We start from the raw sequence: 25,475 nt of genomic DNA on the forward strand, positions 1-25,475 counted from the left end.
CGATGAACTGATTGAACCACTTGGCCAGCTCGCCGGTTTCATCCTCGCTGAGCAGGGCCAGGCGGCGGGTCAGATCGCCCTCGCCCTGGGCGATGGTGCGCAGCCCTTCCTTTACCAGGTTGATCGGGTTGACGATGCGCTGGGCAATGATCACGCCTGCAATCCCGAAGCCCAGCACCAGCACCACGCAGACGACCAGGGTGATCCAGGACAACTCGCGGGCGCTCGCGTAGATCTCGTCGGCCTGCTTGAAGCCGACAAACTTCCAGCCCAGCTCGGGAGAGGTGTAGACGTTGGCCATATACGCCGCCCCATCGATCTCCACCTCAACCAGGCCGCTTTCGGTCGTGCCGATGCGGGCAAAGTGCTCGCCGGGCAGGTCGCTGATTTTCTTGAAGTTGTTGTCTGGCTGCAGGCCGTCGACCAGCACGGTGCCGCTGCCTTCCACCAGCACCAGAAAACCGGTTTCGCCGAAACGCACCTTCTGCGCCATGTCCGTGAGCGCCTTGAGCGACACATCGACCGCCACCACCCCGGCAAACTGCCCGGCGGTGTCCTTGAACCCCTTGAGTACCGAGACATAGACCGCGTCATCCGGCTCCCAGTAATAGCCGTCGCGGCGTCCCAGGGTAAAGTTGGCGTCTCGGCCGATGGTGTACCACTCGCGTTTGCGTGGATCCCAGTCGCCGTAATCACCCGTGCCGGGCCACTCCACATAGCCGCCCTGGGTGTCGCTCATGTAGACGTAGCCGAAGGTGGGGTTGTTGGCGCCGATGCTGGAGAAATAGTCGAAGATCTGCTTCTCGCGCCCTCCATTGGCCGTGGCCACCTGACCCGGCTTGCGCGCCTCGCCAAAATAAGTGCTCAGCTCACCGGCCTGGGTATCTCGCACCGCGGGATACTCCGCCAGGGCCGATACGGTGTAGCCCACCGAGTCAAAGAAGGTGGCGAAACTGTTGTTGATCAGCTGCATATCCAGGCTGCTGGAGGCGAGGAAGTTGTCCTTGGCCTGGTTCGTGACATTACGGATCGTCAGTAGGGCCACCGTCAGCACCGGGATCAGGGTGGCCACCAGAAAACTCAGCAGCAGTTTGGACTTGATACTCATGGGGCTCGCCTCCTCGCGGATGGGGCTGGCACTGCATTGGCGTCTGTAGAGGATAGTTAAGCCTGCCCCGGGCGCCAGGCGCACAAGTGATTCGGCTGCACTATGCTCAGCCTCTGCTGGTAAGAGAGTGTGTAGATGATGCGGCTACGTTTCTGCTTGTTGCCCTGGGCTCTGCTACTGCCCCTGTATGCCGCTGCCGAACCGCCCCTGCGCCTGGTCGCGGACCCCTGGCCGCCGTTCAATGATGCGACGCTGTTGAACAACGGTCTGGCCAGCGACCTGGTGGCCACTGCCTTGAGCCGTGCCGGCTATTCCACGCGCTATGTGCAGGTGCCCTGGGAACGTGCCTTACAGGGGGTGGAGAAAGGCACTTACGATGTGCTGATCAGTGCCTGGTTCAACGAAGAACGGGCGGCCTTTGGCTATTACTCGCGGCCCTACCTGACCAATCGCATTCGTTTTCTGCGGCGCAAGGGTAGCCAGATCGAGTTCCAGCAGTTGTCGGATCTGTATCCCCACAGCATTGCCGTGGTGCGGGGGTATGCCTATTCCCGTGAGTTTGACCTGGACAGCCGGCTGAACAAGATCGGTGTGGTTGGCTTCGAGGTCGGTGCGCGCATGCTGCTGGCGCAGCGGGTGCAATTGACCCTGGAGGATGAACTGGTGGCGCGCTATCACTTGGGCCGCAGCCTGGCAGAGGTCGGCCATCGGCTGGAGTTCCTGGCGCAACCCTTGAGTGAGCGTGGCCTGCATATTCTGGTCAGCCGCAGGCATCCAGAGCACCAGCAGATTGCCGAAGCCTTCAATCAGAGTATTGAGGCCATGCGGGTCGATGGCAGCTACGCCGAGATATTTCGGCGGCATGGCTTGTGATCACTGCCAGCAGTTGCGTCCGCGGCCGGCCTTCTTGGCCTGGTACAGGCGCATATCGGCCTGGTGCAGGGCACTTTCCAGGTCGTCCGGAGCGCCCTGGTGGATGCCGGCGCTAAAGGACAGGGGCGGCGCGCCGGTGGCGTATTTCAGGCTGGCGCACTGGGCGCGCAGCTGATCCAGGGCGTCGCTCAGGGCTTCGCCATCCTGCTGGCTGAGCATGGCGAACTCCTCGCCACCCAGGCGCCCGAGTAGGGCGTCGGGGAAGGTGGCGGAGAAGGCCCGGGCGAAGGTGATCAGCGCCGCGTCGCCACTGGCGTGGCCATGTTCGTCGTTGATCCGTTTGAAGTGATCCAGGTCGATCATCGCCACGCTCAGCTCGCGGCCGCCGGCCTTGGCCTGGGCGAACAGTTGCTGACCGTGCTCATAGAAGGCGCGGCGGTTGTTCAGTCCGGTGAGGGCATCGAACTGCGCGGCCTGCTTGAGTGCGCGCATCAGGTCGCGGCGCTCCAGGGTCGACATGACCCGGCAGTTGAGCTCCTCCGGGCAGAACGGCTTGCGCAGAAAATCGTCGGCGCCGTGCTTGATAAACATGGCGCTGAGCGAGCCTTTCGTGTCAGCCGACAGGCCGAGAATGATCAGCTCGTGGCGCTTCATCTTCTGCCGCAAGAGCTTGACCAGTTCGAAACCACTCATGCCCGGCATGCTGTGGTCCACCAGCAGCAGGTCGATATCCGGCTGCTCACGGAGGATGCGCAGGGCCTCATCGCCATCGCAAGCGTCGATGATCTGGTAGCGGTGCGGGGTCAGCACATTGCGGATGTAGTGGCGGGTGGCCTCGCTGTCCTCGGCGATGAGGATCTTCACCTGGCTGTTGCCTTCCAGGCGGTGCAGCAGGCGGAAAGCGTACTCGTAGGAGTGCTGGCTTTCCTTGAGTACATAGTCGACCACGCCCTTGAGCAGCATCTGGTCGCGGCGCTGCTCGTTGTAGCTGCCGCTGAGCACGATGCAGGGCAGGTGGTAGCCCATCACCAGGTCGACGATCTCGCCATCCGGGGCGTCCGGCAGGTTGAGGTCGACGATGGCGGCGAAGAACAGGCTGGCGGAGGTTTCCAGCATCACCCGGGCTTCATCCAGGCTGGCGCAGAAGATCGGCTGGAAGCTGGGCTCCTTGCGGAACAGATGCTCCAGGATTTTCAGCACCAGGGGGCTGTCTTCCACCACCAGGATATTGCGCATGGGCTGCTCCTCGTTCGCCGGCTGCCTGCCTACACTACAGGGCGCGCACGCGTAGCGAGCGGCCCTTGATCTTACCCTCGCTCAGGCGTTTGAGCGCCTGCTTGGCCACTTCGCGCTGCACCGCCACATAGGCCTGGTAGTCGAAGATGGCGATCTTGCCCACCTGGGCCCCGGGGATGCCCGCTTCACCGGTCAACGCGCCGAGGATATCGCCGGGGCGCAGCTTGTCCTTGCGCCCGGCGGCGATGCACAGGGTGACCATCGGTGCCTGCAGCGGCTCGCCGGTCTTGGCTTTGAGCGCGTCGAGTGGCTGCCAGTTGAGCGGCGCCTTCTGCAGGTCCTCGATGGCCTGGGCGCGGTGGCCCTCGGCCGGAGCCACCAGGCTCAGGGCCAGGCCCTTTTCCCCGGCACGGCCGGTACGGCCGACGCGGTGAATATGAATCTCGGCATCGCGGGCCAGTTCGACATTGATCACCATATCGAGGGCATCGATATCCAGGCCGCGGGCCGCCACATCGGTGGCCACCAGCACCGACAGGCTGCGATTGGCAAACATCGCCAGCACCTGATCGCGGTCACGCTGCTCCAGGTCGCCATGCAGGGCTGCGGCGCTGATACCCCTGGCACTCAGGTGCTCGACCAGCTCCTGGCATTGCTGCTTGGTAAAGCAGAAGGCCACGCAGGACTGCGGGCGAAAGCTGGCCAGCAGCTTGACCACAGCGTCCATACGCTGCTCCGGGGCGATCTCGTAGAAGCGCTGCTCGATCTGGCTGTCGTCGTGCAGGGCCTCGGCCTTGACCTGCTGCGGGTCGCGCATAAAGGTCGCCGACAGCTGCTTGATTCCGGCCGGGTAGGTGGCGGAGAACAGCAGGGTCTGCCGGCGCGCCGGGGTCTGCTGGATGATCTCGGCGATGCTGTCGTAAAAGCCCATGTCGAGCATGCGGTCGGCTTCGTCCAGCACCAGGGTGTTGAGCCCATCGAGCTTAAGCGTGCCCTTGCTCAGATGCTGCTGAATGCGCCCCGGCGTGCCGACGATAATCTGCGCGCCATGCTCCAGGGAGCCGATCTGCGGGCCGAAGGGCACACCGCCACAGAGGGTGAGAATCTTGATGTTGTCGGCGCCACGGGCCAGACGGCGCAGCTCCTTGGCCACCTGATCGGCCAACTCGCGGGTCGGGCACAACACCAGCGCCTGGCAGCCGAAGAAGCGCGGGTTGAGCGGGTTGAGCAGGCCGATGCCGAAGGCCGCGGTCTTGCCGCTGCCGGTCTTGGCCTGGGCAATCAGGTCCATGCCCTTGAGCATCACCGGCAGGCTCTGGGCCTGGATCGGGGTCATCTCGCTGTAGCCGAGGGACTCAAGGTTGGCCAGCATGGCGGCGGACAGGGGCAGGGAGGCAAAGGCAGTAGCAGTCACGGGATGGGCCTGGTCAGCAAAATGGCCCGCAGTGTAACAGGGGCGGCCAGTGATTCACGGATGCGGCGACCGACAGTCTTTAATCACCCCACATGCGGATCAGGCGCTGGATGCATTCGCCGGTCTGGATGGCCAGATCGCGAAAGCGCGGCTCCTCGCCGATATACAGGGGTACCGCCTTGAGCTTGGCAATCAGCTCACGTTGGTCGGCGTCGCGGATGCGACTCTGGATCCAGCCCACGGCGGCATGACGCACACCGCGGGTGACCGGCAGGACCTGATGCAGATCGCCGCAGGGATAGAGCAGCAGGCTGCCGGCGGGGAGCTTGAACTGGAAGGTGTGCCCACGGCTGAGGATCTGTAACTCACCACCGTCATAGCTGGTCGGGTCTTCGAGAAACAGGGTGTAGGCCACATCGGTGCGCAGCGTACCCATATAGGCGCTGTCGGAGTGCATACCATAGGCCATGCCGGGCTCGAAGCGATTGATCATCGGTCGGCCGATATGCCAGGGCGTCGCGAATGCCTGGACTTCGGCGCGGTCGTAGAGCACCTGGGCAATGGCGTCGAGCATGCCGCTGTGCTGATCTGAAGCCAGTTGCAGATTGTACTTGGCCCCGCGGGCCAAGCCCTCGGCACTGTTTTTCCCATCGCTAAAGTTGTCGGCGACCAGCACGCGGCGTACCTGCTCCAGCAAGGCCGGGGGCAGGATGTCGTTAAGGATCAGGTGGTGCACGGAGGGATTCCTATCAAGGTGGCCGGGGCATGCTGGCACGACAGTGTCATTTTGCTATGATCGACCGATTTTATCTGTCCTTGTCCTTGCTGTCAGTCCGTTATCCAGGAAGCCACTCAATGAACAAAAGCTATAAGTTGGTCTTTAACCGCAGCCTCGGCGCCATGCAGGTTGCGCCGGAAACCGCCAGCCGTAGCCAGGGTGGGCAAGTGATCAAGCCGCTGGCGGGGGCGGTGATGTTGGCGCTATTGGGCAGTGTTCAATATGCATATGCCTTGCCTGGGTCCTGTGCGCTTTCGGGTAGCGGGGTCTGGTCTACAGCGTGTGCCGGTGATTCTGGGGCGCCCGGGGACGCTGGATTTGCGGCTATAGCAACTTCAGGTGGTACAGGGGGAGACGCAGCAACTGGTAGTGGTTTTGATCTGGAAAGCGCGGAAAACTTTTCCGGAGGGGACGGTGGCACTGGCGGAAATAATACTGTCGCAGGCAATGGTGGCGCTGGTGGCGCCGGGTTGCGCGGTGACACTTTTCAATTGATTAACCGCGGCAGTATCTATGGTGGTGACGGGGGTGCGGGTGGTGTCGGTACTGAGGGCGGTGATGGGGGTAATGGTGGTGCGGGTATATCTGGTTATGGATTTACTCTGACCAATGCCTTGGGCGCTACTATCCGTGGAGGTGACGCAGGGGTTGGTGGCGCTGGTACTCTCTCTGGGGCTTCAGGCATTGCGGGAGCAGGGATCATTAGTACTGGCGACTCGACTATCTATAACAGCGGAACAATCAGCGGTGGCGTGGGTGGCAATGCCATTAAGCTAACCGGTTCGGGCAACAAGCTGGTATTGCTTTCAGGCTCAGCTATCTTCGGTGATGTACAGGCGGGCAATGCCACCGTTCAGGTGGGCGATACCGGCGGCCTCTATATTTCGTCATCAATCAATGGCGACTTTACCCTGGGCAGTGGTGGCGTTTTCAGCATTGCCGCGCAGTCACTGGATACCGAGGTAGGTTTTAGCAGGCTGCTTGTCACGCATGATGCGACTCTACACAGCGGCAGCCAGGCATACGTCAATGTGGCCGCAGTGAATACCCTGGCGGTGGGCGATACCCTGAACAAGGTGTTGAGTACGCCCATGGGTACCTTGACCGGTAATTTCAGCCAGGTGCAGGACAATAGTGCGCTGTTCGATTTCCTCAGCCTGGCTACTGAAGGGGTGGGTGGCTTTGTCGACTTTAAGATCGTCCAGGCTGCCAATACCAGCGTTACCAGCTCGGCCCAGGCCAATAACAATAACCCCGCCCTGGGTGCGGCGCGGGTGCTGGATCAGATTATCGCCAGTGGTGGCGGCACGCCGGCCATGCAGCAGGTGGTCACCAATCTGGGACAGTTGGCAACCGAGCAGCAGGTTTCTGATGCTGCCAGCCAGACCCTGCCCTTGCTGGTCGGCAGCTCCCAGGCCGCAACCAATAATGCCGCCAATGCCGTGGGTAATGTGCTGAAGGGTCGTATCAAGGGCCAGTCCTCTGGTGAGGCGCTGCTTAGTGAAGGCGAGCTGTGGCTGCAGCCCTTTGGTACCTGGGCCCGCCAGGATAAACGCGATGGTGTAGCCGGCTTCGATGTGGATACCCATGGCCTGGTCTTCGGCGGTGATGTGGCGCTTAGCGCGCAAGGCCGCGTCGGTTTGGCCATCGCCTACGCCAACAGCCGGGTGGATGGCGACTCCCAGGCAGCGCCCAATAGCGCCGAGATGGACCTGTATCAGTTGATCGGCTACGGCAGCTACGACCTGGATGCCGCCACTCAGCTGAGCTGGCAGCTCGACTATGGCCAGGGGCGTACCGATGGCAAGCGCCAGATCCTGTTTATGGGCAGCACGGCCAAGTCCAGCTACACCAGCCATATCGCCCATGCCGGTATCGCCCTGAGCCATGACTATGTAATCAGCGACGCCACAACCCTGACCCCGGCCCTGCGTGCCGACTACAGCTGGATTCGTGATGAGGGTTATCGGGAGAAGGGCGCCGACGCGCTTAATCTCGACGTGGACAGCCGCACGACCGACAGCCTCATCCTCGGGCTGGATGGCGAGTTGGTGCATGCCTTCGATGCCCGTCTGCAGGCCACGGCGAAGCTGGGCGTGGGCTATGACGTGCTCAACGAACAGGCCAGTATCACCAGCGCCTATGCCGGTGCGCCGGGACTGGGCTTTGTCACCGAGGGTCTGGAGCCCAGCCCCTGGCTGGCGCGTGCGGGGCTGGGGCTGAGCTACCGCGTCAGCGACAGTGCTGAGCTCAGCGCCAATTACGATGCCGAGTACCGCGAGGACTTTCTCAGTCATTCGGCTTCGTTGACCGCACGCTGGGCGTTCTAAGCCCGGCAACTGACCCGGGGTGTTGGCCGCTGCCACCCCCGGGCTTATCCACTACGGCAACACTGTTTTTATGGGCTTTCCGCTGGCTATGCCCCCCGACGATCTGTTGTGTCTTGCCTTAGTCCGGGCGTTAGGGTTCAGTCTCTGCAGTGCAGCCTTGAGCCTGTCTGGTTACAGCCATGATGGACAATGGCCTTAATTTTCCGGCGAGGTGGCTATGCCTGTGTATCGACTGGGTCTTGGCATATTGCTGCTGGCGCAGCTGCTGGCTGGCTGCGTCAGCCTGCCATCTGTAGCCGAACGTACGGTCCATGCCGACGATCTGGCGGCAACCAAAGACTGGCAGCGGCTTCAGCTGCCAGCGGCGAATATGGAACTGGTCACCTATCTGCCGCGAGCTCCTCGCCCGGGGCCCGTTCTGACGGTCTATATCGAAGGCGATGGGCTGGCCTGGATCAGCAGTAATCGGCCCTCTCTCAACCCTACGCCACGCCACCCCCTGGCTCTGCAGCTGGCCCTGGTCCAGCCCCGGGGGAATGCGGCCTATCTGGCGCGGCCTTGCCAATACCTGCAGGACTCGTTGAGCGCCTGTCAGCAGCGCTACTGGACTGACGCACGCTTTGCTGAAGCAGTGATCGCTGCCAGTAATGCTGCCCTTGACCAGCTCAAGCAACGCTTTGCCGCCCACAAGTTGCTGTTAGTAGGCTATTCCGGCGGTGGCGCAGTGGCGACCCTGCTGGCGGCACGGCGCGACGACGTGGTGGGGTTGATTACGGTGGCAGGCAATCTGGACCATCAGCACTGGACTGAACTGCTGCACTTGAGCCCTCTAAAACGCTCGCTCAACCCGGTACAGGTACGTGATCGGTTGCAGGGCGTGCCCCAGTGGCATCTGGTGGGTGGGCGTGATCGGATCATGCCCCCCAGTATTGCCCAGCACTTTGTAGCCGGTCTGCCGGAGCCGGCTCTGGCACGGTTAGAAGTGCTGGATGGGTTTGACCACAGCTGCTGCTGGGTGGCGCAGTGGCCACGCCTGTGGTCCGAGTTTGCCCCATAGTCGCAGAGCGCAGCCTATTCGCCGGTGCTGCTCGCACATAAAAAAGCCCGGCACTAGGCCGGGCGGAAACTGCGCAGGGAGCTGCACAGGGAATTGCCGTCAGCTCATGCCCAGCCAGTTGGGCAGGGCCAGGGACACCGCCGGGATATAGGTGATCACCAGCAGGAAGCTGATCAGCAGCATCAGCCACGGCCAAGCCGCCTTGACCACGGCGGTGAGTGGCATGCCGGTGACCGCCGAGGTGACGAACAGGTTGAGCCCCACCGGCGGTGTGATCAGGCCGATCTCCATGTTCACCACCATGATGATGCCCAGGTGGATGGGGTCGATGCCCAGTTGCACGGCGATGGGGAAGAGGATCGGGGCGAGGATCAGGATGATCGCCGAGGGCTCCATAAAGGCGCCGGCAATCAGCAGCACGATGTTCACCACCAGCAGGAACTGCCAGGGCTGCAGGCCCATCTCGATCACCCAGGCAGTGATCTGCTGGGGAATCTGTTCGGTGGTCAGCACATGGGCGAAGAGCATGGCGTTGGCGATGATGAACATCAGCATGATGGTCAGCTTGCCGGACTCCAGCAGCACCTTGGGGCACTCGCGGATGCTCAGGTCCTTGTATACGAACAGGGCGACGAAGCCGGCGTAGACCGCCGCCACGGCGGCGGCCTCGGTGGGGGTGAACATGCCGCTGTAGATGCCGCCGAGGATGATCACCATCAGCAGCAGGCCCCAGATCGCCTCGCGGGCCGAGCGCAGCCATTCGCGCAGGCTGGCGCGGGGCAGGGCCGGCAGGTTCTTGATCCGCGCGACGATGTAGATCGCCACCATCAGCACCACGCCGAGCAGCACGCCCGGGATCACCCCGGCCATAAACAGCTTGCCCACCGACTGCTCGGTGGCGGCGGCGTACACCACCATGACGATCGACGGTGGAATCAGGATGCCCAGGGTACCGGCGTTGCACACGATGCCGGCGCCGAACGCCTGGGGATAGCCGGAGCGCACCATGCCGGCGATGGCGATTGAACCAACCGCCGCCACAGTGGCCGGGCTGGAGCCGGACAGGGCGGCGAACAGCATGCAGGCCATTACCGCGCCGATGGCCAGGCCACCGCGGATATGGCCGACGCAGGCGTTGGCGAAGTCGATCAGCCGGCGGGCCACGCCGCCGGTGGTCATAAAGGCGCCGGACAGCAGGAAGAACGGAATCGCCAGCAGGGTGTAGTGCTCGCTGGTCTCGAACAGCTTGATCGCCAGGGAGCGCACCGAGTCCGGGCTGAACAGCATGATGGTGATGGATCCGGCCAGGCCGAGCGAGGCCGCCACCGGCACGCCGATAAACATCAGCAAAAACAGCAGCAGGAAGAGGAACAGGATGGTCATGCTTTGTGCTCCTCGTTGACCTTCAGCGCATCGCCGGCTTCATCGGCCAGGCCCAGGCCGGTCTGCTGGTTGCGCAGGATGCGGATGAGAATTTCCAGGAAACGGATAAACACCATGGCGTAGCCGAATGGCACGATCAGGGCGATATGCCACTGCATCACGCCGAAGTGACCCAGGTCCTCGGCACCGATGCTGGCCTTGAACAGGGTGCTGACCCAGTCGTAGCTGGCCACGCTGATCAGCCCGGCATAACCCAGGCAGCACAGGCAGGCGATGATGCCGATGATGCGTTGCACCGGTTTGCTGGCCAGCTTGACCAGGGCGTCGACGCCGATATGCCCGGCCGTGCGCACGCCGTAGGCCAGGCCGAAGAAGATCAGCCAGCCGAACAGCGCCTTGGTCAGGGCGTTGCTCCAGGTCATGGCCTGGGCCAGATCGAGGATAAAGTCGCCGATGGCCAGCAGGGCCTCGTTGCCACCGAAGTGATCACCCAGCCAGTAGAACAGGGTGTAGAAATTGTTGAGGATCACGTAGACGAAGGTGATCAGCGTCATGGCCGCCAGGAGGAAGGCGATAAAGCCTTCCTCGAAGCGATCCCAGATGTGCCGCAAGGCGTTCATGGACAAGTCTCCCGGATGGAAAGGGCGTAGGGTGGGGCGGCCATGGACGGTCGACCCACCGGTTGCAGCGTGACGATGCCGGTTGCGGGCACCGCGGTGGGTCAGCGCCGTGCGGCGCCGCCCACCCTACGGCTCTAGATCCCTATCAGACTCTTACTGCTGGTTGGCGGCCTGGGCCGCCTTGATCAGGTCGGCGCCGATCTCGCCTTCGAACTTCTTCCACACTGGTTGCATGGCGTCACGCCACTGGGCGCGCTGCTCCGGGGTCAGCTCGATGATCTCGGTGCTCTTGGCTTCGAGGATGCGTTGCTTGTCACCCTGGTTGAGGGCTTCGGCCTGCTTGTTCACCTCCACGGTGACCTCGGTCATGATCTGGCTCAGCTCGCCGCGTACATCTTCAGGCAGGCCGTTCCAGAACTGGGTGTTGGTGATCACCATGTAGTCGAGCAGGCCGTGGTTGGACTCGGTGATGTACTTCTGCACCTCGTGCATCTTCTGGCTGTAGATGTTCGAGTAGGGGTTCTCGGCACCGTTGACCACGCCGGTCTGCAGGCCCTGGTAAACCTCGGCGAAGCTCATCTTGCGCGGGTTGGCGCGCACCGCCTTGAACTGCTCCTCCAGCACGGCGGAGGCCTGTACACGGAACTTCAGGCCGCGGGCGTCCTTGGGCTCGCGCAGCGGCTTGTTGGCCGACAGCTGCTTGAGGCCGTTGTGCCAGTAACCCAGGCCGGTGATGCCCTTGGACTCCATGGAGGTAAGCAGTTGCTGGCCTTCGGCGCTCTGCTGGAAGCGATCCACCGCGGCCATGTCGTCGAACAGGAAGGGCAGGTCGAATACCTGCAGCTGCTTGGTGTAATGCTCGAACTTGGCCAGGGACGGGGCAATGATCTGTACGTCGCCAAGCAGCAGGGCCTCCATTTCCTTGCCGTCGCCAAAAAGCGAGGAGTTCGAGTAGACCTCTACGCGCACCTTGTCACCCAGGCGCTCTTCGGCCAGCTGTTTGAACAGCAGGGCGCCCTGGCCCTTGGGGGTGTGCTCGGCGACTACATGGGAGAACTTGATCACGATCGGCTCGGCGGCCTGGGTCAGGCCGGCGATACCGAGCGACAGGGCGCAGACCAGTGCCTTGGCAGTGAACTTGAACATTGAGGCTTCCTCTTATTCTTGTTTCGCAGGTGTGGCGCGCGGGCGCCGGTTGTGGGCGAACATCTGTCAGTCTAGGCGGCCTTGGCCAATATGCAGGGCGCAGGGCCGTCACGCTGTGAGCGGGGATCCGCAACTCGCCTGGACAGGACTAGAGCAACCGCCATGCCAGGGCGCGAAATATTCCCGTAAAGGGCGCGCCGGGGCCGGTTTTAAGCCGCCGGCGCCGAGCGCGCCGGAGCCTGGATGGCATGCTGGGGGTGGGGTTTGGCGGAAATCCGCCAGTCAGTCGAGGTTATCCGGCGAGCTCCCGCCAGCTTCACCAAAATTCAGTCCGTGCTTGCGCAGTTTGTCGTGCAGGGTCTTGCGTGGCAGGCCCAGGGCCTCGGCCAGGCTGCGCAGGGAGGCGTGCGGGCGGGCCATTTCGGCGCAGATCAGGCTGCGCTCGAAGGCCTCCACCTGGGCGTTCAGGCCGTTGCCATCCACCTCGCGGGTGTCGTCGGACGCTGTTGGCGCTTGCTGATCCAGGTCCAGATCCAGGCCCAGGGCAAAGCGTTCGGCTGCGTTCTGCAGCTCGCGCACATTGCCCGGCCAGCTGTGCCGCAGCAGCGCCGCGCTGTGGCTGGCCTGCAGGGCCCGGGGCGGCAGGCCGTGGCGGCTGGCGGCGGCCTCGGCGAAGTGCTGGAACAGCAGCAGGGCGTCTTCGCCACGCTCGCGCAGCGGCGGGATACGCAGTGGTGCGACGTTCAGGCGGTAATACAGGTCGGCCCGGAAACGCCCGGCATCGGCGGCCTGGCGCAGGTCTTCCTTGGTTGCGGCAATCACCCGGATATCCAGGGGGATCAGCTGGTTGCCGCCCAGACGCTCGACCACCCGCTCCTGCAGCAGGCGCAGCAGCTTGACCTGCACCTCCAGGCTCATGCTTTCGATCTCGTCGAGAAACAGGGTGCCGCCATTGGCGAACTCGAACTTGCCTATGCGGCGCTTTTGCGCGCCGGTAAAGGCGCCGGGCTCATGGCCGAACAGCTCGCTCTCCACCACCGACTCGGCCAGGGCGCCGGCGTTGATGGCGACGAAGGGGCCGTTGCGTCGGCTCGACAGGTCGTGCAGGGCGCGGGCCACCACCTCCTTGCCGGCGCCGGTTTCGCCGAGGATCAGCACATCGGCAGCGATCCCGGCCAGGGCGCCGAGCTGTTCGCGCAGGCGCTGCATGGCCGGCGACTGGCCGACCAGGCGCGCGGCCAGGGCGTTGCGGTCACTCAGGGCCAGGCGCAGGCTGCGGTTATCCAGCACCAGACGGCGCAGGTCCAGGGCGCGGCGTACGCTGGCCAGCAGGTCGTCGCTGGCGAAGGGTTTTTCCAGAAAGTCGTAGGCGCCGGCGCGCATGGCCTGTACCGCCAGGGGCACGTCGCCGTGGCCGGTGATCAGCAGCACCGGCAGCTCCGGGTCCTGCTCGTGCAGCTGGGTCAGCAATTGCAGGCCGTCGATGCCGGGCATGCGGATATCGCTGACCACCACCCCGGGCCAGTCACGGGGGATGCGCGGCGCCAGGCCGCGGGCATCGGCCAGGCTGCAGACCTTGAGGCCTGCCAGGTCGAGGGTCTGCGCCAGGGCCTGGCGCAGGTGGGCGTCGTCGTCGATCAGCAGCACCTGGCTGTGGGCGTCGAATGGGGTCATAGGGGGAAATCCTCCGGCGACTGGGGCTGGATGCCGTTATCGCTGATACGCAGGCGCAGGCAGAGCAGGGCGCCGCCCTCGGGGTGGTTGGCCAGCAGCAGCTCGCCGCCCAGGGCGCGCATCAGGCTTTCGCAGATGGCCAGGCCGAGGCCCAGGCCCTGGGCGCTGGTTTTGGTGGTAAAGAAGGGTTCGCGGGCGCGGGCCAGGGCCTCGGCGGAAAAGCCCGGGCCGTTGTCGCGCAGCTGCAGTTCGATGCAGTCGCCATCCTGCCGGCTGCTCAGCCACAGGCGCCGCGGTGGCGCCACCTCACTGAGGGCGTCGAGGGCGTTGGCCAGCAGGTTGCCGAGTACCTGGCGCAGGCGCGTTTCGCCGGCCTGCACCCACAGGGTGGCCTCGGGGAGATCGCGGATCAGTTCCACCTGCAGGGCCTGGCGCCGCTTGGCCAGCATGGCCAGGGCATCGTCCAGGGCCGGTTGCAGGGCCACGCTTTCCGGGGCGTGGCGGTCGCGGCGGGCGAAGGCGCGCAGGTGGGCGATGATCGAAGCCATGCGCTCGGTCAGCTGGCTGATCAGCTTGAGGTTGGCGCGGGCATCGTCGCTGCGCTGGTGGTCGAGCAGCACCCCGGCGTTGTCGGCGTAGCTGCGGATGGCGGCCAGGGGCTGGTTGAGTTCGTGGCTGATGCTCGCGCTCATGGTGCCCAGGGCCGAGAGCTTGCTGGCCTGCACCAGCTCGTCCTGGGCCCGTACCAGCTCCTGCTGGGCCTGCTCGCGCTCCAGCACTTCCTGCTTGAGGCGCTGGTTGAGGTGTTGCAGGTCGGCGGTCCGCTCGGCCACCCGCTGCTCCAGCTCGGCCCGGGCGCGGGCGTCCAGGGCGATGCGTTCGAGGTAATGGCGGCGGCGCTGCATCAGCAGGCCGAGCAGCAGCATCAGCAGCAGCAGGGCGCCGCCGCCGGCCAGCAGAACCGTGCGCACCGGGCGGTCGAGCAGGTGCTGGGGGGTAAGGATATTCACCGTCCAGCCGATCTCCGGCAGCTCGCGCTGCTGGCGCAGCCAGTTGCCCTCGTCAAGCTGCAGGGGCGGTGGCGCCTGGATGCGGTAGGGCTGGGTTGAGGCAATGGCAGCGCGCTCGACGTTGTCCAGCAGGCGGGTGGCGTGGAAGCGCCAGGCGGGGGTGGAGGTGAGGATGACCACGCCGTGGTGGTCGGTCACCAGCAGTTGCTCGGGGCGTTGGCCCCAAAGGGTTTCGGTGTGGTCGAGGTCGACCTTGACCACCATGACGCCGATGATCCGGGCGTTGTCGCGGATGGCGGCGGCGAAGAAGAAACCGCGCTTGCCCGAGGTGGTGCCAAGGCCGAAAAAACGCCCGGGACGGCCCTGCAGGGCCTCGCGAAAATAGGGGCGATAGGAAAAGTTGCGGCCGACGAAACTGTCCTCGCGCTGCCAGTTGGAGGCCGCCAGGGTCTGCCCGTCTGTGGCCATGACGTAGATCACGTCTGCGCCGGTCTGTGCCTGCAGTTCCTGCAGCTGACGGTTGACCGGGTCGCGCCGCTCAGTCGCGTCGGGCTGCAGCAGCAGGTGCTGCACGCCGGGCAGCTGGCCGAGTATGGGCGGCAGCACCTCGTAGCGATTGAGCGTGCCCAGCAGGTTGGCGACATACAGGTCCAGGGTCTGGCGCTGCTGCTCTGCCAGTTCACCCCGGTAATAGCGCTCGGCCAGCTGTTGCAGGGGCCACAGCAGCGGCGTCAGCAGCAGGGCCACAAGGGCCAGGCTGCGCCAGCGCGGACGCCGTGGATGGGGAGCAGGGTTGGGCATAAATGCACTCGTGCAGAAGGTGAAGGCCCGGTTGATGCAATAACCGGGCAAGTTTTTCGTATTGATCAATACTCTAGTTGTTAGGGGCGCCCAGGGACACTGTGCGGCGTCCATCTGCGCGTCCTATGGACAGCCTGCGCTCACTGTCCTGTGGAGATCGCCGTCATGCTGACTCAACTGACTGTGCGTATGCGCCTGTTGCTGCTGGCCCTGGTGCCGCTGGTGGTGCTGGTGCTGGTGATCGGCATGGCGCTGAACAATGCCAGTCGCGCCAACCAGAGCTTTGTCGAACTGTTTCAGGATCGCATGCAGCCGATCAGCCAGATCAAGGTGGTGTCGGATGCCTATGCGGTGGCCATGGTCGACGCCCTGCACAAATACCGCGCCGGGGTCTTCGACGAGGCGCGCTTGCGCAAGGAATTCGGCGAGGCACGCCAGCGTGGCGATCAGGCCTGGGCCGCCTATATCGCCACCCGTCTGACCGCCGAGGAAAGTGCCCGGGTCGAGCGCACCAAACCCCATCTGCAGCGGGTGCAGCAGTTGGCCGAGCAGTACTTGGGGCAGATCGCCAGTGGTGAGCTGCAGGCGGCCGATGCGGCGAGCTTCAACCGTACCCTGTACGACACCTTCGACCCCCTGGGCGGCGAGCTGGAGGGGCTGATCAGTCTGCAGCTGGGGGAAGGGGAAAAGCTCGGCGCCCAGACGGCGGATAACTATCAGTCCATGCGCAATACCTTTCTGCTGATTGGCGCGGTGGCGTTGATCCTGGTGCTGCTGGCCGCCGTGCTGATCAGCCTGTCGATCATTCGTCCGCTCTCCGGGCTGCGCAACCTGATCGGTGAGGTGCAGGAGAGTTCCAACCTGACCCTGCGTGCCGAGGTCAGCGGTCGCGACGAAGTCTCCGACACCGCCCGGGCCTTTAACGCGCTGCTGGAAAGTCAGCAGGCGCTGATCCGTCATCTGACCGATACCGCCACCCAGTTGGCCGCCGCCAGCGAGGAAATGAGTGCGATCAGTGCCCAGGTCAGCCAGGCCGCGGCGGCCCAGGGCGATCAGACCAATATGGTGGCCACCGCCGTGCACCAGATGAGCGTGGCGGTGCAGGAGGTGGCGCAGAATGCCCAGTCCACTGCGAGCATGGCTGCCGATGCGAGCAAGGAGGCGCGTCAGGGCAGCGAGCTTGTGCAGGCCAATCTCAGGGCCATTCAGGGCCTGTCCGGCTCGGTCGAGACGGCTGGCAAGGTGATCGACACCCTGCATACCCAGAGCGATGAGATCAGCTCGGTGCTGGGGGTGATCCAGAGCATCGCCGAGCAGACCAACCTGCTGGCCCTGAATGCCGCCATCGAAGCGGCACGGGCCGGTGAGGCCGGGCGCGGCTTTGCCGTGGTGGCCGATGAGGTGCGCAGCCTGGCGAGCAATACGCAGAAAGCCACCGAATCGATCCGCGGCATGATCGATGCCCTGCAGGGCGGCGCCCGCAGTGCGGTGAGCGCCATGCAGCAGTCCCGCGAGCAGGCGCAAAGCAGCGTCAGCCATGCCCGCGAGGCCGGTGAGGTGCTGGGCCATATCGCCCATGCCATCGAGGGTATCGCTGACGGCAATGTGCAGATATCCGCCGCCACCGAGGAGCAGACCGCCGTGGCCAACGAGATCAGCCAGAATATCAGCGGCCTCAATGACAGCATTGGCGAGGTGGTCAATGGCTCCGAGCAGAGCGCCGTGGCCAGCCGCGACCTGGCCCAGCTGGCCAGCGGACTGCAGCAGCAGATTCAGCGCTTTAGGGCTTGATCAGCGCCTGGCACGCTGCGCCTTATTGCCCCTGCTCGGCCAGGCACTGCTGCAGGGCGTCCTGCCACTGCGGCAGCTGAATCTGCCAGTCACGTTGCAGGCGTGTGCAGTCCAGGCGCGAATTGAGCGGACGCTGGGCTGGGGTTGGGTAGGCGCTGCTGGGGATGGGCTGCAGGCTGGCCAGCGCCTGGTCGGTCTTGCGCAGTTCGGCGGCGATGGCCTCGGCAAAGCCGAACCAGCTGGTTTCGCCCAGCGCCGTCAGGTGGTAGGTGCCCCAGGGGCCTGCCTGGCCGTTTTGCCATTGCTCGATCAGCTGGCAGCTGGCCTGGGCAATACTGCCGGCCCAGGTCGGCGCGCCGATCTGATCGTTCACCACATTGAGGCTGTCAGGCTCGCGCAGCAAGCGCTGCATGGTCAGCAGAAAATTCCTGCCGTGGCGCGAATAGACCCAGCTGGTGCGCAGAGTCAGATGGGCGCCGCCCACGGCGGCGATGGCCTGTTCGCCCGCCAGTTTGCTGCGACCATAGACATTCAGCGGGTTGGGCTCATCGTCCTCGGCATAGGGCGCAGCCTTGCGGCCATCGAATACATAGTCCGTGGAGTAGTGCAGCAGCGGCGCGCCCAGTTCGGCGGCAACCTCGGCGAGGATGCCCGGAGCCGTGGCATTGATGGCGAAGGCCCGCTCGGGTTCGCTTTCGGCCTGATCCACCGCGGTATAGGCCGCAGCGTTAAGGATCAGCTGCGGGCGCAACGCCAGCACCCGCTGGCGAATCTCCTCAGTCTGGGCCAGATCCAGCTGGGCGCTGCCCAGTACCTGCAGCTCTACCCGGTGTTGCAGGCGTTGTTGCAGTTCCAGGCTCAACTGGCCCTGTCCGCCCAGCAGCAGCACCCTCATGGGAACAGCTCGGCATCGTGAAAGACCGCGCCAGCCTGATCCTTGGCCGACAGCTGCGGCTGGCCTTGCAGGGGCCAGTCGATGGCGAGCGTTGGATCGTCCCAGCGGATGCAGCGCTCATGGGCCGGTGCGTAGTAGTCGGTGGTCTTGTAGAGGAACTCGGCATAGTCGCTGAGTACCAGAAAACCATGGGCAAAGCCCTCTGGAATCCACAGTTGGCGCTTGTTCTCTGCAGACAGGCAAACCCCCAGCCACTGGCCAAAGCTGGGGGAGCTTCTACGCAGGTCAACGGCCACGTCATAGACCTCACCCTGGGTCACGCGCACCAGCTTGCCCTGGGCCTGCTGCACCTGATAGTGCAGACCGCGCAGCACGCCGTGGGCTGAGCGGGAGTGGTTGTCTTGCACAAAGTTGACTGCAAGCCCTGTGGCCTCCTCGAAAGCCCGGGCATTAAAGCTTTCATAGAAAAAGCCGCGTTCATCGCCAAAGACCTTGGGCTCGATAAGCAGAATGTCGGTTAGGGCGGTCGGGCTGACTCGCATGCTTATTCCTCCGCCAGCTTGAACAGGTACTGGCCGTAGCCGGTCTTGCCAAACAGCTCGGCCTGCCTGAGCAGCTGAGACTTGTCGATCCAGCCCTGCTGATAGGCGATTTCCTCCAGGCAGGCCACTTTCAGGCCCTGGCGTTGTTCGATGGTCTGCACATACTGCGAGGCATCCAGCAGGCTGTCGTGGGTTCCTGTATCGAGCCAGGCAAAACCGCGGCCGAAGCGCTCGACACGCAGATCGCCGCGGGCCAGATAAGCATTGTTGACGTCGGTAATTTCCAGCTCGCCCCGAGGCGAGGGCTTGACCGCCTTGGCGATCTGAATCACGTCGTTGTCGTAGAAATACAACCCGGTGACCGCATAACTGGACTTGGGCTTGAGCGGTTTTTCCTCAATGGAGACAGCCTTGCCGGTCGCATCGAATTCCACCACGCCGAAGCGCTGCGGGTCGCTGACCCAGTAACCGAATACCGTGGCCCCATGGGGCTGGCTGGCGGCGCGCAGGAGTTTCTCGGTGAAGTGCTGACCATGGAAGATATTGTCGCCGAGGATCAAACACACCGAGTCTTCGCCGATAAAACCCTCGCCGAGCAGAAAGGCCTGGGCCAGGCCATCCGGTGAGGGCTGCTCGGTGTACTCAAGGTGCAGGCCGAACTGGCTGCCGGCGCCGAGCATTTTCTGGAAGTTGGGCAGGTCCTGCGGGGTGGAGATGATCAGAATCTCGCGGATACCGGCCAGCATCAGCACCGACAGCGGGTAGTAGATCATCGGCTTGTCGTAGATCGGCAGCAGCTGCTTGGACACTCCCAGGGTGACCGGGTGCAGGCGGCTAGCGGAACCGCCGGCGAGGATAATTCCCTTCATTGATACCGTTCCTTAGAGTGCGCCAAGGCGCTCGCGTTGATAGCTGCCATCCTGCACGCGGCGGCACCAGTCGAGATTGCTCAGGTACCACTGCACAGTCTTGCGCAGGCCGGACTCGAAGCTTTCCTCGGGCACCCAGCCCAGCTCGCGTTCTATCTTGCTGGCGTCGATGGCGTAGCGCAGATCATGCCCGGGGCGGTCGGCGACAAAGCGGATCAGTTCGGCGTAAGGCCCGGCTTGGCGGGGCGCCAGCTCATCAAGCAACGCGCAGATACTCTGTATCACATGCAGGTTGGTCTGCTCGTTATGCCCGCCGATATTGTAGGTTTCCCCCACCTGGCCCTCAGTCACCACTTTCAATAGCGCGCGGGCATGATCCTCGACATAGAGCCAGTCGCGTACCTGCTGACCGTCGCCATATACCGGCAGCGGTTTCCCCTCCAGGGCGTTGAGGATTACCAGGGGGATCAGCTTCTCCGGGAAGTGATAGGGGCCGTAGTTGTTCGAGCAATTGGTGATCAGCACCGGTAACCCGTAAGTGCGCTGCCAGGCGCGGACCAGATGATCGGACGCCGCCTTACTGGCCGAGTAGGGCGAGCTGGGTGCATAGGGCGTGGTCTCGGTGAACAGGTCATCCACGCCATGCAGATCACCGTACACCTCGTCGGTGGAGATATGGTGAAAGCGGAATGTCTCGCGTGCGGCATGATCCAGCGTCGACCAGTAGGCTCGCACGCTTTCCAGCAGGCTGTAGGTGCCGACGATATTGGTCTGGATAAAGGCTGCCGGACCATCAATGGAGCGATCTACATGGGACTCGGCGGCCAGGTGCATCACCGCCTGGGGTTGAAATGCTCCAAGGATCTGGGCAACCACGGCACTGTCGGCTATATCGGTCTGGCGAAACTGGTAACGCGAATGCGGCACCACGCTGGCCAGGGATTCCAGGTTGCCGGCATAGGTCAGTTTGTCCAGGTTGAACACCTGATGCTCGGTGGCGCTTAGCAGATGACGAATCAGTGCCGAGCCGATAAAACCGGCGCCGCCAGTGATCAGGATACGCATGGGGGCATGCTCCTGCCTTGGGATAGACCAGTAAAGTGTTTACCTACTGGTGAGCTGCAGCAAGTAAATCGCAGGTTAATACCTGGCAGGATGCTCTAAGCATAGAAACAACAAAGGCCCGCATCGCTGCGAGCCTTTGATATTTGTGGTGCCGGCACCAGGAGTCGAACCCGGGACCTACTGATTACAAGTCAGTTGCTCTACCAGCTGAGCTATACCGGCAACAGAGGGGCGCCATTATATCCATTCGCTTGCCTGAGTAAAGCCATCTGAGCGCCTGATCTACGGGCTTTGTTATCAGCAGGAAAATCGTTATGCACAATCTGCAATAACGTAGTACGTCAGTCCGAGATTTTGTGATCTATCGCATTGCATTGGCTAAGTTATTGTTTTTATTGGCTTCCGGGTTTGGTTAAAAAATGCGCAGGCAGCTAGGGCGTCGATTTGATCGGTGATCCAGGCAACTACCCAGAATCTGTCAACAGAGTTATCCACAGATGCTGTGGGCAACTCAGTCCCGTTCGGCCAGTATCAGCAGGTTGCGCGGCGTGAGTTGGCTTGGGCAGAACTGGCCCAGGCGTACCCGGTAGCCTTGCTCCTGCAGATACAGGGCGCGATCAAGCAATAACCAGGCCTCCAGTGGGCGGCGAAACAGGCCGCGCAGCAACTCCAGGTTGCGCACTTCGGCCAGGCGTTGCCAGCCCTGTTGCTCCAGCTGTGGCCAGTTTTGCTGGCCAGGGGCAGGGAGTTGTTTAAGGGCGGCCAGGTGGTGGCAGTACTCGGCAAAGCTCCTGTGCAGCCAGGCCGGTGCCAGGGAGGGGGTGGGTAGGTACTGATCAACGCCACGCAGCTGGCGCTGCAGCAGGTCGAAGCCCAGGCGCCAGGCCATGGATTGATCGCGTTGGCGGCGGGTGCGAGCGCTGGCCGTGACGGTTTCGCTGAGCGGCAGGGCCAGGTCGTCGCGGTTCAGTTGCAGTTGCGCCCGGGCGGCCTGAATTGAGAGCGGTTGGTAAGTGGTGGCAATGGTGCGGTTATAGCAGCAGGGCGACACGGCCAGTTGTCGGCAGCCCGCCTGGCTGGCCAGTTGCAGCAGGCGTATATGCAGGTCGCCGCAGGCGTGCAGGGCTACCGGGCTGTGCGTGGCGTGCAGTTGCTGGCTGGCGTCGTCGGCCAGCACATCCTGCTGGATATGTTGGGCCTGGATACCGAGTTTTTTGCTTAGGCGGGCGCCATCCTCAACGAGATGCGGATCATGTTCCAGGCAGGTCAGGGCGCCGCCGTCATGGGCCAGCAGTCGGCCCAGATGGCCCTTGCCGGCGCACCAGTCGAGCCAGTGCTGAGGCGTCTGGCTAAAGCTCAGGCAGCTGGCGAACGCCTCGATCTGCTGCCATTTGCGCCCCGGTACATCGACGCTAAAGCGTGCCGGCAAGGTTTTGCCCGCGTGATGTGGCAGGTCGGGCAGCTTGCTCAGGGCCTGAGCCTGTACGGCCAGTTCAGGGAATGGCGCGGGGGCATGCAGTTGGTAAGGCTGATTGTGCGTCACCTCGGCCTGTTCCAGGCTGCGCGCTCGCAGCCAGCGCCCCAGCTCCGGGTGCTGGTGCTCCCAGGGCAGTTGCGGGTGATGAGTAAAGGGGCGGGGCTGCCAGAGCGCCTGGTGCGTATGAAGAAAAGCATCCAGGGCGATGAATTGCTGCTGCAGGGCGGTGGCGCTGGTCATGCTGGTCTACGCGTGGAATTAGGCGGACGGTTGCGGTGCTTTTAGCCCTCTCCCCCGCCCCCTCTCCCGCAGGCGGGAGAGGGGAGGAGGAGCGTTCAACCGAGCAGAGTTCTTTAGCGACCCTGGCAGGCGTCGACCCGCAACCAGCGTTCCAGCAGCTTGAAGCCGCGTACCAGGACGAAGGCGATGACCAGGTAGAACATCCCGGCGGCAAAGAAGATCTCCACCGGCAGATAGGTGCGGGCGATGATGGTGCGGGCCATGCCGGTCAGCTCCAGCAGGGTCACGGTGCTGGCCAGGGAGCTGGCCTTGAGCATCAGGATCACTTCATTGCTGTAGGCCGGCAGGCCGATACGTGCCGCTCGCGGCAGGACGATATAGAACATGGTCTTGGCCCGGGACATGCCCAGGGCGCGAGCCGCTTCGATTTCGCCCTGGGGCACGGCCTGGATCGCGCCGCGCAGGATCTCGGCGATATAAGCGGCGGTGTGCAGGGTCATGGTGATGATGGCGCACCAGTAAGGAGAGCGCAGGTAGGGCCATAGCGGTCCCTCGCGCACCGCATCGAACTGGGCCAGGCCGTAATACACCAGAAACAGCTGTACCAGCAGCGGCGTACCGCGAAAGAAGAAGATATAGCCATAGGGCAGGGCGCGCACATACCAGTGCCGTGAGGCGCGAGCGATGCCCATGGGGATGGCCAGGATCAGCCCGGCGACCACGGCGATGGCCACCAGCTCCAGGGTCAGCAGCGCCCCTTCGGACAGGCGCGGCAGCCATTTGATGATCACTTCCCAGTTCATGAGGCGCTCCTGACAAAGCCACGGCTGGCGCGTTTTTCAAGGAAGTGCATGCCGATCATGGCGATGATGGTCAGGCCCAGGTAGATAAAGGCCGCCACCATAAAGAAGGTGAAGGGTTCCTTGCTGGCGGTCACGGCGATCTGCGAGCGGCGCATGATCTCTTCCAGGCCGATCACCGAAACCAGGGCGGTGTCCTTCATCAGAATCATAAACAGGTTGCCCAGGCCCGGCAGGGCGATGCGCCACATCTGTGGCAGGATCAGGCGCCAGAAAATGCGCGGTTTGGACATCCCCAGGGCCATGCCCGCTTCGCGATGACCCTTGGGGATGGCCAGGATGGCGCCGCGGAACACCTCGGTGGCGTAGGCGCCGAAGCACAGGCCGAGGGCAATGGTGCCGGCGGCGAAGGCGCTCAGGGCCAGGCCGCGAATGCCGAACAGCTCGCCGATGCTGCTCATCAGGCTCACCGTGCCGAAGTAGATCAGCAATACCCAGAGCAGCTCGGGCACGCCGCGCACGATGGTCGAATAGGTGCCGCCAAGCCACTGCAACGGCTTGTAGGGCGAAGTCTTGGCCAGCGCACCGAGCAAGCCCAGCACCAGACCGACACTGAGCGCGCTGAGCGCCAGTTTGATGGTCATCCAGGTGCCGGCCAGCAGGGCGGGGCCGAATCCATAAAGGTCGAGAGTCATGGGGGCTCACAAGCCTGCACCGCCCGGGCGGGCGGTGCAGTGCCGGCTACTTAGTAGATGCTGAAGGGGAAGTACTTGTCGTTGATCTGCTTGTAGGTGCCGTCTTCGACGATGGCCTGCAGCGCGGTGTTCAGGCGCTCGCGCAGGGCGTCGCCCTTGCGTACGGCGATGCCGATCTTATCGTTGTCGAACACCGGATCACCCTTGAACTCGAAGTTCTTGCCGGCATCGCTCTTGAGCCATTCCCAGTTGACGAAGCTGTCGGCCAGCACGCCATCGAGACGGCCCGAGGACAGGTCGAGGTAGGCGTTTTCCTGGGTGTCATAGAGCTTGATGTCGACCACGTCGGCCATGTTGTCTTCCAGCCAGGTGCCCGCGATGGTGGCACGCTGGGCGCCGATCACCTTGCCCTTGAGGCTGGCTTCATCGGTCTTGAAATCGCTGCCTTTGGCCGCGATGAATTGCAGCTTGTTGGTGTAGTAGGGGGTGGTGAAGTCCACGGCGGCCTGACGCTCTTCGGTGATCGACATGGAGGCGATCAGGAAGTCGAACTTCTTGGCGTTGAGGGCCGGGATGATGCCGTCCCAGTCGGAGGTGACCACTTCGCACTCGACTTCCATCTTGGCGCACAGGGCCATGCCGATGTCCACGTCGAAACCGCCGACCTTGCCGTTGGCGTCGATCAGGTTGAAGGGCGGGTAGGCGCCTTCGGTGCCGAGGATCAGTTTTTCCGCAGCGACAGCCTGGGCGCCAAAGGCCAGGGTGGCGGCCGCAGCCAGCAGGAGTTTCTTGTAGTTCTGCATGCGTATTGCTCCGTGTGTTAGTGATTGCTGGACATGAATTGTTTGCAGCGCGCCGAACTGGGGTTGGTGAACACCTGCTCGGGCGGACCCTGCTCCTCCACCAGTCCCTGATGCAGGAACACCACCTCGCTGGACACCTGGCGAGCGAAATTCATCTCGTGGGTGACCAACAGCATAGTGCGCCCTTCTTCGGCGAGCGCGCGGATCACATTAAGCACTTCTTGTACCATCTCCGGGTCGAGGGCCGAGGTCGGCTCATCGAACAGGATCACTTTCGGCTGCATGGCCAGGGTGCGGGCAATCGCCGCGCGCTGTTGCTGGCCGCCGGAGAGCTGGTTGGGGTAGACGTGGCGCTTGTCGGCGATGCCGACCTTGGCCAGCAGCGCTTCGGCCACCTCGATGGCCTCGGCCTTGCTCTGCCCCAGTACGCGGCGCGGCGCCTCGATGATGTTGTCGAGCACGCTCATATGCGGCCACAGATTGAAATTCTGGAAGACGAAGCCGATCTCGCTGCGCATGCGGTTGATCTGCTTGTTGTCGGCGGCAACCAGTTCGCCATTCTTCGCTGGTTTGAGCTTGAGCTCCTCGCCGGCGACGATGATCTGGCCCTGGTGCGGGTTTTCCAGCAGGTTGATGCAGCGCAGGAAGGTCGACTTACCGGAGCCGGATGAGCCGAGGATGGAGATAACGGCGCCGTCGTGAGCGGTCAGGGAAATGCCCTTGAGTACTTCCAGATCGCCATAGCGTTTGTGCAAGTCACGAATTTCCAGCGCGGGCGTGGCCTCGGCCATGGGGTGTCCTCTTATTCTTCGAATGCGCCCAGAAGCTGCCTGGGGTTTGCTGCGCGTCAGCCAAACTGTGTTGCAAC

21 protein-coding genes, 1 tRNA gene and 3 pseudogenes are annotated in these 25,475 nt (G+C 63.4%); 6 read left to right on the forward strand and 19 right to left on the reverse strand.

What is annotated here, in order from left to right:
- Nucleotides 1-52: 52 nt before the first annotated feature.
- Nucleotides 53-1,108 (reverse strand): annotated as a pseudogene (locus GJV18_RS18800) (cache domain-containing protein); the annotation flags it as partial.
- A gap of 135 nt (nucleotides 1,109-1,243) precedes the next feature.
- Between GJV18_RS18800 and GJV18_RS03950 the strand changes: the two are divergent.
- Nucleotides 1,244-1,981 (forward strand): substrate-binding periplasmic protein, encoded by a 738-nt coding sequence (locus GJV18_RS03950; RefSeq protein WP_160343412.1) that lies wholly within the window; start codon nucleotides 1,244-1,246, stop codon nucleotides 1,979-1,981.
- Here GJV18_RS03950 and GJV18_RS03955 read toward each other — a convergent pair whose 3' ends face one another.
- The 3 genes from GJV18_RS03955 to GJV18_RS03965 form a co-directional block, all read right to left on the reverse strand.
- Nucleotides 1,982-3,217, reverse strand: a complete 1,236-nt coding sequence (locus tag GJV18_RS03955; protein ID WP_160343413.1) for a diguanylate cyclase domain-containing protein — start codon at nucleotides 3,215-3,217, stop codon at nucleotides 1,982-1,984.
- A 34-nt stretch (nucleotides 3,218-3,251) separates the two neighbouring features.
- Nucleotides 3,252-4,631: an ATP-dependent RNA helicase DbpA gene (gene dbpA, locus GJV18_RS03960; protein WP_160343414.1), complete on the reverse strand. Its 1,380-nt coding sequence runs from the start codon at nucleotides 4,629-4,631 to the stop codon at nucleotides 3,252-3,254.
- Nucleotides 4,632-4,710: 79 nt separating this feature from the next.
- Nucleotides 4,711-5,367, reverse strand: a complete 657-nt coding sequence (locus GJV18_RS03965; protein WP_160343415.1) for a Fe2+-dependent dioxygenase — start codon at nucleotides 5,365-5,367, stop codon at nucleotides 4,711-4,713.
- A 119-nt stretch (nucleotides 5,368-5,486) separates the two neighbouring features.
- On the opposite strand from GJV18_RS03965, the pseudogene GJV18_RS18805 reads away from it, so the two are divergent.
- The 3 genes and pseudogenes from GJV18_RS18805 to GJV18_RS03975 form a co-directional block, all read left to right on the forward strand.
- Nucleotides 5,487-5,600 (forward strand): annotated as a pseudogene (locus GJV18_RS18805) (ESPR domain-containing protein); the annotation flags it as partial.
- A 561-nt stretch (nucleotides 5,601-6,161) separates the two neighbouring features.
- Nucleotides 6,162-7,739 carry an autotransporter family protein gene (locus GJV18_RS18565; RefSeq protein WP_325065239.1) on the forward strand — a complete coding sequence of 526 codons (1,578 nt, stop codon included), beginning with the start codon at nucleotides 6,162-6,164 and terminating at the stop codon, nucleotides 7,737-7,739.
- A gap of 217 nt (nucleotides 7,740-7,956) precedes the next feature.
- Nucleotides 7,957-8,796 carry an alpha/beta fold hydrolase gene (locus GJV18_RS03975; protein WP_233280068.1) on the forward strand — a complete coding sequence of 280 codons (840 nt, stop codon included), beginning with the start codon at nucleotides 7,957-7,959 and terminating at the stop codon, nucleotides 8,794-8,796.
- Between the two features lie 99 nt (nucleotides 8,797-8,895).
- Here the strand turns inward: GJV18_RS03975 and dctM are convergent, their stop codons facing one another.
- From dctM to GJV18_RS04000, 5 genes are all read right to left on the reverse strand, one after another.
- Nucleotides 8,896-10,179, reverse strand: coding sequence for a C4-dicarboxylate TRAP transporter large permease protein DctM (gene dctM, locus GJV18_RS03980; RefSeq protein ID WP_160343417.1), 1,284 nt, complete (start codon nucleotides 10,177-10,179; stop codon nucleotides 8,896-8,898).
- Nucleotides 10,176-10,799: a TRAP transporter small permease gene (locus GJV18_RS03985; RefSeq protein WP_160343418.1), complete on the reverse strand. Its 624-nt coding sequence runs from the start codon at nucleotides 10,797-10,799 to the stop codon at nucleotides 10,176-10,178. The genes dctM and GJV18_RS03985 overlap by 4 nt, the downstream gene beginning before the upstream one ends.
- 153 nt (nucleotides 10,800-10,952) lie before the next feature.
- Nucleotides 10,953-11,945: a C4-dicarboxylate TRAP substrate-binding protein DctP gene (gene dctP, locus GJV18_RS03990; RefSeq protein WP_160343419.1), complete on the reverse strand. Its 993-nt coding sequence runs from the start codon at nucleotides 11,943-11,945 to the stop codon at nucleotides 10,953-10,955.
- Nucleotides 11,946-12,227: 282 nt separating this feature from the next.
- Nucleotides 12,228-13,619: a sigma-54-dependent transcriptional regulator gene (locus GJV18_RS03995; RefSeq protein ID WP_160343420.1), complete on the reverse strand. Its 1,392-nt coding sequence runs from the start codon at nucleotides 13,617-13,619 to the stop codon at nucleotides 12,228-12,230.
- Nucleotides 13,616-15,430, reverse strand: a complete 1,815-nt coding sequence (locus GJV18_RS04000; RefSeq protein WP_160343421.1) for a sensor histidine kinase — start codon at nucleotides 15,428-15,430, stop codon at nucleotides 13,616-13,618. The genes GJV18_RS03995 and GJV18_RS04000 overlap by 4 nt, the downstream gene beginning before the upstream one ends.
- 165 nt (nucleotides 15,431-15,595) lie before the next feature.
- Between GJV18_RS04000 and GJV18_RS18810 the strand changes: the two are divergent.
- Nucleotides 15,596-16,357 (forward strand): annotated as a pseudogene (locus GJV18_RS18810) (MCP four helix bundle domain-containing protein); the annotation flags it as partial.
- Nucleotides 16,358-16,492: 135 nt separating this feature from the next.
- Nucleotides 16,493-17,221, forward strand: a complete 729-nt coding sequence (locus GJV18_RS18815; RefSeq protein WP_407692346.1) for a methyl-accepting chemotaxis protein — start codon at nucleotides 16,493-16,495, stop codon at nucleotides 17,219-17,221.
- A gap of 22 nt (nucleotides 17,222-17,243) precedes the next feature.
- Here the strand turns inward: GJV18_RS18815 and rfbD are convergent, their stop codons facing one another.
- The 10 genes from rfbD to GJV18_RS04055 form a co-directional block, all read right to left on the reverse strand.
- On the reverse strand, nucleotides 17,244-18,116 hold the full coding sequence (rfbD, locus tag GJV18_RS04010; RefSeq protein WP_160343423.1) for a dTDP-4-dehydrorhamnose reductase: 873 nt from the start codon (nucleotides 18,114-18,116) through the stop codon (nucleotides 17,244-17,246).
- A complete protein-coding gene (rfbC, locus tag GJV18_RS04015; protein WP_160343424.1) occupies nucleotides 18,113-18,658 on the reverse strand; it encodes a dTDP-4-dehydrorhamnose 3,5-epimerase in 546 nt (181 codons plus the stop codon). The genes rfbD and rfbC overlap by 4 nt, the downstream gene beginning before the upstream one ends.
- 2 nt (nucleotides 18,659-18,660) lie before the next feature.
- The gene (gene rfbA, locus GJV18_RS04020; protein ID WP_160343425.1) at nucleotides 18,661-19,527 is read right to left on the reverse strand and encodes a glucose-1-phosphate thymidylyltransferase RfbA; all 867 of its coding nucleotides are present in this window, start codon (nucleotides 19,525-19,527) and stop codon (nucleotides 18,661-18,663) included.
- Between the two features lie 12 nt (nucleotides 19,528-19,539).
- Nucleotides 19,540-20,592 carry a dTDP-glucose 4,6-dehydratase gene (rfbB, locus tag GJV18_RS04025; RefSeq protein ID WP_160343426.1) on the reverse strand — a complete coding sequence of 351 codons (1,053 nt, stop codon included), beginning with the start codon at nucleotides 20,590-20,592 and terminating at the stop codon, nucleotides 19,540-19,542.
- Between the two features lie 146 nt (nucleotides 20,593-20,738).
- Nucleotides 20,739-20,814 (reverse strand) — tRNA-Thr (locus tag GJV18_RS04030).
- Nucleotides 20,815-21,103: 289 nt separating this feature from the next.
- A complete protein-coding gene (locus tag GJV18_RS04035; RefSeq protein ID WP_160343427.1) occupies nucleotides 21,104-22,309 on the reverse strand; it encodes a methyltransferase in 1,206 nt (401 codons plus the stop codon).
- Between the two features lie 113 nt (nucleotides 22,310-22,422).
- A complete protein-coding gene (locus GJV18_RS04040) occupies nucleotides 22,423-23,112 on the reverse strand; it encodes an ABC transporter permease (RefSeq protein WP_160343428.1) in 690 nt (229 codons plus the stop codon).
- Nucleotides 23,109-23,804 (reverse strand): ABC transporter permease, encoded by a 696-nt coding sequence (locus GJV18_RS04045; protein ID WP_160343429.1) that lies wholly within the window; start codon nucleotides 23,802-23,804, stop codon nucleotides 23,109-23,111. Before GJV18_RS04045 ends, GJV18_RS04040 begins: the two co-directional genes overlap by 4 nt.
- A 50-nt stretch (nucleotides 23,805-23,854) precedes the next feature.
- Nucleotides 23,855-24,607 (reverse strand): ABC transporter substrate-binding protein, encoded by a 753-nt coding sequence (locus GJV18_RS04050; RefSeq protein ID WP_160343430.1) that lies wholly within the window; start codon nucleotides 24,605-24,607, stop codon nucleotides 23,855-23,857.
- Nucleotides 24,608-24,624: 17 nt separating this feature from the next.
- Nucleotides 24,625-25,398 (reverse strand): ABC transporter ATP-binding protein, encoded by a 774-nt coding sequence (locus GJV18_RS04055; protein WP_160343431.1) that lies wholly within the window; start codon nucleotides 25,396-25,398, stop codon nucleotides 24,625-24,627.
- Between the last annotated feature and the right edge of the window lie 77 nt (nucleotides 25,399-25,475).

The organism is Pseudomonas xionganensis, from assembly GCF_009763245.1.
Taxonomy (GTDB): Bacteria; Pseudomonadota; Gammaproteobacteria; order Pseudomonadales; family Pseudomonadaceae; genus Aquipseudomonas; species Aquipseudomonas xionganensis.